This window comes from Weissella fangxianensis (assembly GCF_024718545.1).
Lineage (GTDB): Bacteria > Bacillota > Bacilli > Lactobacillales > Lactobacillaceae > Weissella > Weissella fangxianensis.
Genome location: NZ_JAMXDB010000008.1, coordinates 25,508 through 37,607, shown reverse-complemented (window position 1 = coordinate 37,607; position 12,100 = coordinate 25,508). Strand labels below are relative to the sequence as shown.

The following is a 12,100-nucleotide window of genomic DNA, read 5'->3' as shown; positions in this document are numbered from 1 at the left end:
TGCATCCTCCCGATATCCTTTGCGTAGTTTTTAATTGTAAATGAGTGAGTACTCACTCTATGAGTCGATTATAGCACTTGTTAGAAAATATAAAAAAACATTAGGTTGTGTGGGCCTAATGTTTTTAGGATTGTTCAATTTTTGTCAGATTTTGATTTGGCGTATTTGGTGAAGAACGCTGGTACTGACTGAGCGAGTGTCATACAAGTTAAGAAAAATATATCACTATGGGGTACCTGAAGTGCAACAGCTAGATAAACCACTAAAATGAATAGCACCCAGATTGCCCGCAAGTGATTAACCGTCGACGTTCTATTTTTTTCTTGAAATTGGGGATGGGTATGCTCGTAAAAATAGCTACCAATTATCACTATGATTATTGCTAAACATAGAGTTAAGAATGACCGACCAAAATTATTGGTGACTTCTTTTGCAGTTGAATAGGTAGCTAATAATATAATCCACCAAATTGTTGCATATGTCCCATATTTCCAATCAATCATCTAATCCCTCCTCTATGGGCACATTGTAACATTCTTACATACTTAACGAATGATAAATGCTTCTATAAAAGTAAAAAACACTAATGGACGAAATAGTATCGCATCCATTAGTGTTTTTATTTTTTGTGCCATACAGCTGACAAACCTATTTTGGCTGAATAATCATCTGATTAGGTGTCTTTATTAATTGCAACGGTGTTTCAAAAGCTTCAGAAAGCAAATCGATTTGATTATGCATCAATGCAGCTGATTCACTAACTAAATCAGCGCTACGTCGTAACAACCAAATGTGATGGCTGTAGCGGAACGCTTGATTTAAATCATGCAGTACCATTAACACAGTCATTTGGTGCTTTTCTTGTAGTCGTTGCAACGTTTTTAGGAACAATTCTTGAAAATGTAGGTCTAAGAACGTTGTGGGTTCATCTAAAATTAATAGATCTGGTTGTTGTTGTAAAACAAATCCTAACCAGGCAAGCTGTTGTTGCCCACCAGATAAATCAAACATGTCCTGGTCTAGTAAAGGTGTTAATTGTAAGGTTTCAATCAGTTCTTCATCCATCGTTGCGTGGCTAAGTTGTAGTAATTCACGGACAGTCAAAGGTTCATATAATTGATTATGTTGTGATAATACGGCAACATGCTTCGCCTGACTAATTACTGACCCGCTATCAGGTAGTAACTCGGCCGTTAATAGTTGAATTAAGGTTGATTTACCAACACCGTTTGGACCAATCAATGCTGTAATTTGATGTGCCGGCAATCGCGCTGACACATTATCTAGTAATTTATGTTGACCACGGCTAAAAGACAAATGATCAATGTCGATCATGATGACCTCCTTTGATTAACATTAAGGCAAACAATGGACCACTGATTGCTAACAAGATAGCACTAGTTGGCAATTCTTTGGGTGCCAGTACCGTCCGCGCAATCGTGTCAGCGTTTAATAATAGTAAGCTTCCCCATAAAGCAGTTGGCCAGAGTAAATGCTGGCTTTTTTGTTTCGGACTCATAAAGCGAGCAATTTCTGGCAAGATAGCACCTAGGAAAAAAACAATTCCGATGAGACTGGTTAAAGCCCCAGTCCACAAGCCAATCGCTAGTAGGACGAACCAAATTGTTTTTTCTTCTGAAATGCCAAGTAGTTTTACTTGGCGAGAAGGGAGCGCAAAATATTTCAAATTTGGCCAAATAAAGATAATCAGAATCCAGCCAATGATGGTTACCATAATCAGCTGCATGACTTGTGGCCAGGTGACTGTGCTTAGCGATGGCAATGGTACACCCAACCCTTCGCTGGTAATGTTTGTTAATGCTTGGAAAGTCATTGCTGTTGCAATACCTAGCAAAATCAACCGTAACGGTGGCTGGTGTTTAGGTAAGACAACGAACCAGATAGCCGTTAACACTAAGCCGGCAAAGCTCCCCAGTAACACATTGCTGCTTAGCAAATTAGGAAAAAAAACCAGAAAAGCAATTAGCAAAAATTGGCTACCATTCATAATTCCTAGAATGGATGTATCAACGAGTTGGTTTCGTAATACGCTTTGCAGTAGTAGTCCGCTGATACCAATCAGGGCACCACTAATTACAGCGACTAGGATTCGTGGTAAACGGTAATTAATAATTAATTGCCAAGTATCATGATTTCCTTGTATGACTTTTACTAGTGAAATCGGTGTGCTACCGACAACCAATGCAATTAGGATACTGACAATCACTAAGATGGCCAAAATAAATCGATAATATTTGGACATTATCTCCTCCTACTTTTTAAGCCAGTTCCGAATTTTTTGATAAGCTTCAGGAGCATTTAAATTAGCCGTCATACTGAATTTTGGTTCTTCAGCGCGGTAAACCTGTCCCTCTTTAACAGCCGGAACGTTTTGCCAGGTTGATTGTTTGAACAAGCTATCAAAATTCTTAAAGACACTGTCGGGCATTGCATGAGCCATTGTAATGATAACTGTTGGTTGTGATTGCGCAACTTGCTCAGCATTCATCGAGACAAATGGACTTGAACCCGAACCAACAACGTGACCACCAGCTCGGTTGATTAAATCACCAACATAGCTATGCTTGGTACCAACTAAGAATGAACCACCAGGCATCCCCATTAATAACAAAACATTTTGTTGTTTCTTGGGATGTTGTTGTGGTAATGACAGTGATTGATTGAGCTTTTTAGCAGCAGCATCTTTATGGTAAGTCTTACCAAGAGAAGTTACCGTCGATTTGAGGTCTGATAATGTATCAAACTTCAATTGTTGATGCTTAATGTCATCACTGTCTAGTTTTTGTTGATAATCAGAGGCAATCGCAGCATCCAAATAGACCAAGTCTGGTTTTAACTGACCAATTTTCTCTAAATTCGGGGCAACGTGATTACCAACTTGCGGTAAATCACGATATTGCTTGGGGAGTGATTGCTGATCACCAGGTGTTGGGACACCAACTAAAGGTATATCTAGCTTATTAAATATTTGCGCCTGTGCGTTGGTTGTCACAACGATTCGCTTTGAAGTGGTCGTTGTGTCATGAGTTGGACGCATCATTAGCCAAACCCAGCCAGCACTAATAATTAATAGTATGACCAACAAAATGGCTAATACTTTTTGTTGTTTTCGCATAGGATATTACTTCTTTTTTAGATTAATTACTAACCCAAGAATAACACCAATTGCCAGTCCACCACCGACGATAGCAGCAACAGGTAATTGCTTATCCTTATCTTTATGAGTTTCTTTGGTTACCTGCTTGGTTGTTTTTTGGCTACTCTTACTTGTAGCCGACTTGTTCGTTTCACTAGAACTAGCAGTTGCTTCAGAGCTTTGGCTTGCTTCAGTTACACTAGAGCTACTTGCAGTTTCAGTTGAGCTCGTTGCTTGTGAACTGGCTGCTTGACTACTTGAACTTGAAGCTTGACTAGATGCAGATGAAGATGAGCTTGATGATGCTGCAGCGGGTACCGCTGAGGCATCAAGTGATAAACCAACGATATAGTTATGATGGTAGTTAATACTATTAACATCAACTTTAATCGCTGCATTATGACGAGCCTTTAAGTCTGTTGTCGTGAAACTGTAGGTAATCGTTTGTGAATCACCTGAGTCGCTTCGTGAAACATGAGCGCCTGCACCGTCAATATTCAAGATTTGTACAGGATAATTACCAAGGTCCTTTTGGGTCGTAACTGACGATGTGACATTATAACTACCGTTCCCAGTTGGAGTTACCGTTGCAGATTTTGCAAAGTAAGCAGCCGCATAGGATGTATTCGATGAACCATTCTCCAACACTTGCATTGGTACATTGTATGATTCAGCATGAATCGGTAATTGTATACCAAATAAAAATAGTAGCAATGCAAAGGTGGTCAATAGATAGCGTAAATATTTTTTGTTAGTCATCTACTTACCCCTTCTTAAAGAAGTTGGTCAATAGCGATACACCAACATATCCTAGGGCAGCGGCAATAATACCACCAGCGATAATCAGGACATTACGTTGGGTTGAATTATCTTTTTGATCAGCTTTGGCATTCTTGGCAACATTGGTACCAGACTTAACGGTAGCCTTTTTATTTGAATCAGCCTTTTTGTTAGCTTGCTTATCAGTGTTTTCATCGGCCTGTTGCTCAGTATTAGCATCATTATTTTCAAATGTGCCTGTTGCAGCTGGGTCAAATGTTCCATGTGAAACGCTGTTGTTCAACGGCATGGTCGTTGTATCACCAGACATGCTTGGCAAACCAGTTGCTGGTTGGGTTGCTTCACTAGCATTGCTTAGCGCACGGCCAATAACCAAGCGAATCGTGTAAGTGTGGTTATAGTTCAATGGCGCTGTGAAGTGCACATGAATCTTTGTGTTAATTGGCGCTTTCACTTCGTTTGCTGACAATGAGAACTTGTAAGTTGCTTGGTAGTAATTACCAGTTTTAATGTTACTTACGCGTTTTACTTGATGAGTACCATCCATAAATGAGATTGGTGCTGAACCCATCATTGTTGGCGTATGCGTTGTGACATAACCAGTATATGAGCCATTACTATTCTTAACCAATTGAATGGTTGGCAAGAAGTATTGGGCAGCAACCGAGGTGCTATTACTATTACCTTGCAAAATCGTTAGTTGATGCAAAGTTGCATTTGGAATACCTAGGCGACTTTGAGAACCAAGGTTATTTGCCGTTGCAGACTGGTCACCTGTTGATTGGTTATCTTGCTTATCTGGACCCAGACCACCACCTTTGTGTGTAGTTTGTGCATTTTTGACATCAAAAACAATGTCTGCACTTGGATGTTCAGTGAAGTGAATAGTTGGCACATAAATTGTCATATTAGACTTTAATGTGTGTAGTAAAGCTGATACGGGTAAGGTTACTTGCCAACCATGTGCTTTAGCTTGTGCCTTATGACCATTAACAGTGAAAGACCTCATTAATGACATGGCATCTTTTTGGGTTTTAAAGTTAATGGTTGCCTTACCGTTTTTAACATCCACAACGGCTGTCGATGTCATGTATTGTTGCATTGTTGATGGCGTTTGAGTACTAGTTTTGTAAACGTGATAACCAAGTACGTATCGACCATTTTTATGAATGTCTATTTGTTTATCAGTTTTTGGAGTTTTATTAGGTGTGGTAGAAGAGTTGGCTTGACTAGAGCTTACCTTGCTTGAAGATGAAGCACTTGATGAATTGGCTTGGCTAGAAGCCGAACTTGAATTAGAAGCGCTACCACTACCATTGTCTCCTGTTTTCTTAACGCTGCTCATATCAAAGACAATGTCTGCACTTGGATGCTCAGTAAAGTCTATTTGAGAGACGTAAACTGTCATCTTAGACTTCATTGTCTTTGAAAGGTCAGAAACAGGTACCGTTACAACCCAATTGTTGCCGTCAACTTTAGCGTCCTTACCATTAACAGAAAAGTCCTTCATCATTGACATGGCATCGTTCTTTGTTGCGAATTTAATGGTTGCTTTATTGTTTTTAACAGTGACGTTTGCTGGAGAAGTCATGTATTTTTCCATAGCAGAGGCAGTCTTGGTATTTGATTTGTAAACACGATAGTTTACAGAATACTTACCATCTTTGGTAATATCAGCTTTTGGATCTTTTTGGCTAGAAGAACTAGCAGAACTAGAGCTGGTCTGACTTGAAGATGAAGTGCTTGATGAATGAGAAGAACTAGAAGAACTGGTTTGGCTAGAAGAGCCACCACTACCGTTTTCCCCTGTCTTTTTAGCACTACTCATATCAAAGACGATATCTGCACTTGGCTTCTCAGTGAAGTCGATTGCAGCCACGTAAATCGTCATGTCAGATTTCATTGTCTTTGACAAGGCAGAAACAGGAACAGTTATTACCCAGTCATCACCATCGGCTTTAGCGGTGGCGCCGTTGATCGAAAACTCCTTCATCATTGACATAGCATCGTTTTGCGTTGCAAATTTGATCGTTGCTTGATCATCTTTAACGGTAACGTTTGCCGGTGACTTCATGTAGGTCTTCATCGTTGAATCAGTGGTTGTACCTGACTTGTAGACATTATAATTAATAGAATAAGTGCCGTCTTGCAAGATGTCTTTGTCAGATGCTGCCGCTGATTCTGATGATGAGCTAGATGAATTGTTACTATCACTTGTTGTACCAGCAAGTGCAGGAGTCATGTCAAAAGTAATATTTGAGTTATAACCCTTACTTGGACTCATTGGTACACTGGTGAATGACGCCAAAGTCACTTTACCATCTTTGTCAGGTGTCAAATCCTTAGTTGGAATAGTGAAATCAACTGTGGTTTCATTATTAACAACTGATTTTGTCTGACCATCAAAAGTGACCGATGGAATCATCTTCATCATGCTAGGAACTTGGTAAGTTACACTAACAACACTAGTTAGCGCACCAACTTTGAAATTGAATTCCTTGGCGAAGAATTTATCCATCTGGCTATCAGGGCTGACCGCAATTTTGTAGTCGCCTGTCTTTAGGTTACTTTGGGCTACCAGTTTATTAACGTCAAAAGTAATATTTGATGGATAATCATGTGTATAACCTTGAGCAGATACATGCGTCAGTGATTTAAGAGTCAACTTACCATTTTCGTCAGGTGTTAAATCCTTCGTTGGAATAGTAAAGGTCGTCTCTTGGCCACTAACTGACTTTTTTTGACCAGCAAGTGTTATTGATGGAATCATTTTTGCCGCTGAAGCATCCTTTAGGCTTAACGTAATATCTGTTTGATCACCCTTTACGTCAATTTTGGCAGTGTCTTTCAAAAAGCGTGACATACCTTGATCGGCAGTAATGTTAACTGTTGATCCTGTTGACGAATCACTCTTATCTTTGGCATCAACAGTTGATGACTTAGTGTCATTGCTTTCTGCTTTATCGTCAGTCACAACACTTGAGGCAGTTGTGTCATTATTAGATGACTGTGAACTGCTACTACTTGTTTGACTTGAGCTTGAAGGTGCAACACTCGTGGTTGTGCTTGAATTAGCAATTGAAGAACTTGAACTTACAGAAGAAGTTACAGAAGAACTTTCTGAGCTAGCAGAACTAACTGAACTTGAAGAAGAACTTGTGTTAGCGCTAGAGCTAGTAGCCGTTTCTGGTTTAAATCCTTGAATTGCTAGGCGAATATCATATTTATGATCATAATCCATCGCATCAAGCTTAACGTGAACCTTTGTTTTGATAGGTTGACCACTAGCCAATTCATCTGCGGTCAAAGTTAGACGATAAACTGTCTGGTTATGACCATTTTTTTCGGTGGTGCCCATTTCAACAACTTGGTGCTGGGTATCTTCACTCGAAATTGGCTTATCACCTAGGTTGACGGGTGTATTTGAAGTTAAGTAAGCATAGTAATTACCATTAGCCTGCTTCTCCAATGAAATAGTGTCTAAATAAAACTGCGATGCAGTCGAGGTTGCGTCGCTGTTTCCTTGCAAAATCTTCAAATCGTAATTCTTTTTAGTTGTAGCAGCTTGTGTTGTCCCTGTTTCGGAAGCGTTAACAACGGTGTTAACACTTGAAACAGTTGTCGTTGCTAGCATACTTCCAAGAACAACTGTTGAAAACAATGATGCAGTTCGTGAAAAAGTACTCATAACTGTCCTAAAACTCCCTATATAATATTTAATTTTGTCCTATATATCAGACTTCACATAAATTTCATGAAAAGTTCATAATTGAACATAGCTAATTTTAAAGCTTATTTTTAGGTTAATCAAGCTATTTAAATTTATAGTCTCGATATCATTAGTGATAGAATAAATTAAAGAAAAATTGAGAGGTTACCGATATGAAACAGACATATGCGATTATTGGTTTGGGCCGTTTTGGGAGCTCATTACTAGAATCGCTAATAGACGCTGATCAAGAGGTTTTAGCGATTGATAAAGACCCGACTTTGGTTGAAAGTTATATGGATATTGCAACCCATGCGGTCATTGCGGATGCTCAGGATGAGGATGCTTTGCGTGATTTAGATTTGGCCAGTTTCGACCATGTTGTGGTAGCGATTGGTCATAATCAACAGGCTTCGATTTTGACAACTATTCTATTGAAGGATAATGGTGTTCGTCATGTGATTGCTAAAGCTGAGACTAATTTGCATGCACGCGTACTAGATAAAGTTGGTGCTGACCAGGTTGTCAGGCCTGAGAATGAAATGGCGCACCGTTTGGCTGAACAATTGATGACCCCTAACCTACTTAATTTTATTGATTTAGGGGGTAAATATTCATTGGGAGAAATCAAAATTGGCAGTTTGCGTTTTGCTAATAAAACGATAGAAGACATTGATATTAGGAAAACTTATGGTCTAAATATCATAGCTATCCGTTCAGAAGACCGCGTCATTATCACACCAGAACCTGATGAACTGATTCAAGTTGGTGATGTGTTAACTGTTGCTGGTGAAGCAAAAGATGTGAAGCGCTTTGAATCATTAGTAGCGAAAATTAGGTAATCATTACTATTGACTATTACGGTCAAACGGCATATAGTTAGTCATACTAATTTGTGTCTTGCGGAAAAAAGAAGTTATTAGTTATTGATAATATCTAGAGAGATTTGTGTCTGGTGAAAACAAATTATTATCGGCTAGTAAAGGAGCTTTTGGAGAGACGAAAATTACCTGTAATTAAGTGGCTTAGTCAGCGACTAAGAATTAGGGTGGAACCGCGTTATTAAACGTCCCTATGTCAAATTTAATTTGGCATGGGGACTTTTTTGTATCCTCATGCAGTGAGGTATATTTATGGATAATCAGTCGGAACGTGAATTATCACGTGGTCTTAAAGCACGCCATGTGCAGATGATCGCTATTGGTGGCGCGATTGGAACCGGTCTATTTTTAGGATCAGGATCGGCAATCAAAGCGGCAGGTCCAGCGCTTATTTTGGCTTATGCAATAACAGGGTTATTTGCATATTTAATGATGCGCGCAGTTGGTGAATTGCTACTATCAAATACAAAGATACGATCATTTATTGATTTCGTCCGAATTTATTTGGGTGATAAATGGGAGTTTGCGATTGGTTGGGCATATTGGTTAAGTTGGGCAAGCTTGGCGATGGCGGATTTGACTGCCAGTGGTATTTATTTGCGTTATTGGTTTCCTTCCTTGCCACAATGGGTAACACCATTAATTGTTATTATTGTCTTGGTCACTTTTAATTTGATTAATGTTCGTTGGTTTGGTGAGTTGGAGTCATGGTTTGCTTCTATTAAGGTATTTGCGATACTTGCCTTAATCGTGGTTGGAATTGGCTTGGTCCTTTCTGGCTTCCATACTGGTGGTAATACTGCCAGCTTTGGTAATTTGGTTTCACATGGTGGTTTCTTTGCCACTGGATTTAAGGGCTTTATCATGGCTTTTCCAATGGTAATCTTCGCCTTTACCGGAATTGAGATGGTTGGTTTAACTGCTGGTGAAACAGAAAATCCGGAACGTGATTTACCTAAAGCTATTAATTCGGTGCCATTAAGAATTGGTTTGTTCTACGTTGGTGCAATTGCTGTTATTATGTCAGTTTATCCTTGGGACCAAATTGACACGTCACAATCACCATTCGTTCAAGTATTTTCAGGGATGGGGATTAACTTTGCCGCAACCTTAGTAAACTTTGTGGTATTAACGGCTGCCCTATCGGCTGCTAATTCAGCAATTTTCTCAACGTCACGTACGTTATATGTGTTAGCTAAAAATAAACAAGCACCAAAGTCATTGGCGCGAGTTTCGAAAAATATGGTGCCTGTTACCGGGATGTTAGCATCAGCAATCGTCTTTTTAGCAGTCGTGTTGCTAAACTATTTCTACCCATCAAAAATTTTCGAAATGATCACAAGTGTTGCCACGATGAGTTTTATTTTTGTTTGGATATTAATTTTGTTTGCTCATATTAAATATAAGCAAACGGAGAAATCTGCTCATAATCCATACAAGATGCCTTGGTTCCCAGCAACCAGCTACTTAACGATTGGGTTCTTTGTCGTTGTGCTAATTATTTTGGCATTTGACCCATCAACAAGATTATCGGTCTTCTTAACCATCATCTTCTTTGGATTGATGTTGATTGGTTATAGTTCATGGTCAAAACATTTAAATAAAGTATAAATTATTGATTGGTTGGAAAGTGTCTTAAAAATTTCCAACCAATTTTTATTTGCTTCAAATTTATTGGTCTGAAAATATCTAGTATTGATGTTTATCACATTAGTTCGTATTTTATGGACTTAGGTGCTATTCTTTTGATTATCATTATGTTTAAACTAGATTGGCATAAATTAGATCAAATTGTTCCCAGACATATTATTATACTAATAGCCGTTACAGTCATTTTATTTTTAATTCCAGCAATCAACGACTTTATAATGAGTTTTATTGATGGATTTCAAGATGGACTTAATGGCAAACCATAGGATATTAAAGAAAGTGGTTGAGACAAAGTAAATGTCTCAACCACTTTTTGTTCTAAGCGTATTTTGGCCTGATCACTAATCCGTCAACAACAATTGAAACGCCAATCGATCCCCGTTTGGCACAGGCATCTGGACGTGACCACGATAATCAAAATCAGCTTTCTTAACGGTCTTTTGCATGCCTTTGTTCATCTCATGCGTATCAATGCGAATGTCACGATACCCATGGTCCAAAGATAATATCACTAAATCATGGATAAGTTGATGAGCCAGTCCTTGACCACGAACTTCAGCATCGATTGCGATACGATGTAAGGTCATGTACTGGGTTTCGTTACCTAACCAAGAACCATTAATTTCTTCGTAGGCTTTTTCTGGACCAGGGACTAGTTTGCCAACCCCAGCCACTTTGTGATTATGGATTAAGACATACATAATGCCCTGTTGAATATCTTTTTCGAATTCTTCACGACGTGGTTCGGCTGATCCTTGCCATTGTGGTGAATTTTGACTACCGAGATAGGCGACAGCTTGTTGAATGATGCGGTAGATATCATCAATATCTGAGGACCTCGCTTGACGAGTATAAGTTAATGGCATAGGATTTATCCCCTTACATGTTTGAATTTTGTATTTAATTATATCAAATAATGTTCATGACAGTATTTAAAAAATAAGCTAATAAAACCTGATTTTTTAACTTATTATAAGGAAAGTCTAGTTATACTTAACAGTAAGGGATTTTTGCTCGTAATGACTAATACACGATGAATTAAATGAAATGAGGAAATAATCAATGCAAAAACGACCAGGAGATAGTATCTTCCGTGCTGTTAAAGGTGCATTAATTGGATCAGGATTTATTTTACCAGGCATTAGTGGTGGTGCTTTAGCTGCCGTATTTGGATTATATGAACGATTAATTTTGTTTATGGCTAATCCATTGAAAAATTTTAAAGCAAATGTGCGTTTCTTTATGCCTGTGGGTATTGGCGCAGTGATTGGGATTTTTTTACTATCATTTTTGATTAGCTTTATGCTCGGAGAAATTGAGAATGTGGCCCGATGGTTTTTTATCGGCGCAATTTTAGGAACCGTGCCCACATTATGGTATGAAGCAGGGAAAATGGGGCGTTCAAAATGGGACATTAGCTTAGTCGTGCTTGCGGGTAGTTTAATGTTAGTATTTTTATGGTTTGGTCGGCCATTATTCTCAACGATTGAGCCAAGTATGCATGCTTGGTTCTTAGCGGGCGGTTTGATTGGACTAGGATTACTCGTTCCGGGATTAAGCCCATCTAATTTTTTGATTTATTTGGGACTATATAAAGGGATGAGTGATGGTATTAAGACCGGTGATTTGACGGTTTTGGTCCCGCTAATATTAGGACTACTAGTGATTGTCCTTGTGTTAGCTAAGGTCATGGCCTATATTTTCAAAGTTGCCTACGCGAAGCTGTTCCATATGATTTTTGGTATTGTCATGGCTTCAACAGTTATGATTGTCCCCGTAGATTATACTGGCTTCACTATTTGGCATTACTTGTTCTCAATTGGCCTACTAGCTTTGGGAACATGGTTAGGTTGGTGGATGGGTCGTTTAGAACAGACGGTTAAGCCTGCAACGATGTAGTTGAGGGATTGTTATACGTAAAAA

The 12,100-nt window shown here is 38.9% G+C and carries 10 protein-coding genes; 3 read left to right on the top strand and 7 right to left on the bottom strand.

Annotated elements, in window-relative coordinates; all coding sequences use genetic code 11:
• Positions 1-134: 134 nt before the first annotated feature.
• From NGR58_RS03860 to NGR58_RS03835, 6 genes are all read right to left on the bottom strand, one after another.
• Positions 135-503, bottom strand: a complete 369-nt coding sequence (locus tag NGR58_RS03860; protein WP_258088333.1) for a hypothetical protein — start codon at positions 501-503, stop codon at positions 135-137.
• Between the two features lie 145 nt (positions 504-648).
• Positions 649-1,335 (bottom strand): ABC transporter ATP-binding protein, encoded by a 687-nt coding sequence (locus NGR58_RS03855; protein ID WP_258088332.1) that lies wholly within the window; start codon positions 1,333-1,335, stop codon positions 649-651.
• On the bottom strand, positions 1,322-2,263 hold the full coding sequence (locus NGR58_RS03850) for a FecCD family ABC transporter permease (RefSeq protein WP_258088331.1): 942 nt from the start codon (positions 2,261-2,263) through the stop codon (positions 1,322-1,324). The genes NGR58_RS03855 and NGR58_RS03850 overlap by 14 nt, the downstream gene beginning before the upstream one ends.
• Positions 2,264-2,272: 9 nt before the next feature.
• Positions 2,273-3,136 (bottom strand): ABC transporter substrate-binding protein, encoded by an 864-nt coding sequence (locus tag NGR58_RS03845; RefSeq protein ID WP_258088330.1) that lies wholly within the window; start codon positions 3,134-3,136, stop codon positions 2,273-2,275.
• Positions 3,137-3,142: 6 nt separating this feature from the next.
• Positions 3,143-3,916 carry an NEAT domain-containing protein gene (locus NGR58_RS03840; RefSeq protein ID WP_258088329.1) on the bottom strand — a complete coding sequence of 258 codons (774 nt, stop codon included), beginning with the start codon at positions 3,914-3,916 and terminating at the stop codon, positions 3,143-3,145.
• Between the two features lie 4 nt (positions 3,917-3,920).
• Positions 3,921-7,625, bottom strand: coding sequence for an NEAT domain-containing protein (locus NGR58_RS03835; RefSeq protein ID WP_258088328.1), 3,705 nt, complete (start codon positions 7,623-7,625; stop codon positions 3,921-3,923).
• Positions 7,626-7,819: 194 nt separating this feature from the next.
• Here NGR58_RS03835 and NGR58_RS03830 point away from each other — a divergent pair, with 194 nt between their 5' ends.
• Both NGR58_RS03830 and NGR58_RS03825 read left to right on the top strand, forming a co-directional pair.
• Positions 7,820-8,488, top strand: coding sequence for a potassium channel family protein (locus NGR58_RS03830; RefSeq protein ID WP_258088327.1), 669 nt, complete (start codon positions 7,820-7,822; stop codon positions 8,486-8,488).
• A gap of 291 nt (positions 8,489-8,779) precedes the next feature.
• Positions 8,780-10,138, top strand: coding sequence for an amino acid permease (locus NGR58_RS03825; protein ID WP_258088326.1), 1,359 nt, complete (start codon positions 8,780-8,782; stop codon positions 10,136-10,138).
• 380 nt (positions 10,139-10,518) lie between these two features.
• Here NGR58_RS03825 and NGR58_RS03820 read toward each other — a convergent pair whose 3' ends face one another.
• Positions 10,519-11,043 (bottom strand): GNAT family N-acetyltransferase, encoded by a 525-nt coding sequence (locus tag NGR58_RS03820; protein WP_258088325.1) that lies wholly within the window; start codon positions 11,041-11,043, stop codon positions 10,519-10,521.
• Positions 11,044-11,239: 196 nt separating this feature from the next.
• Here NGR58_RS03820 and NGR58_RS03815 point away from each other — a divergent pair, with 196 nt between their 5' ends.
• Positions 11,240-12,076 (top strand): DUF368 domain-containing protein, encoded by an 837-nt coding sequence (locus NGR58_RS03815; protein WP_258088324.1) that lies wholly within the window; start codon positions 11,240-11,242, stop codon positions 12,074-12,076.
• Positions 12,077-12,100 lie beyond the last annotated feature (24 nt).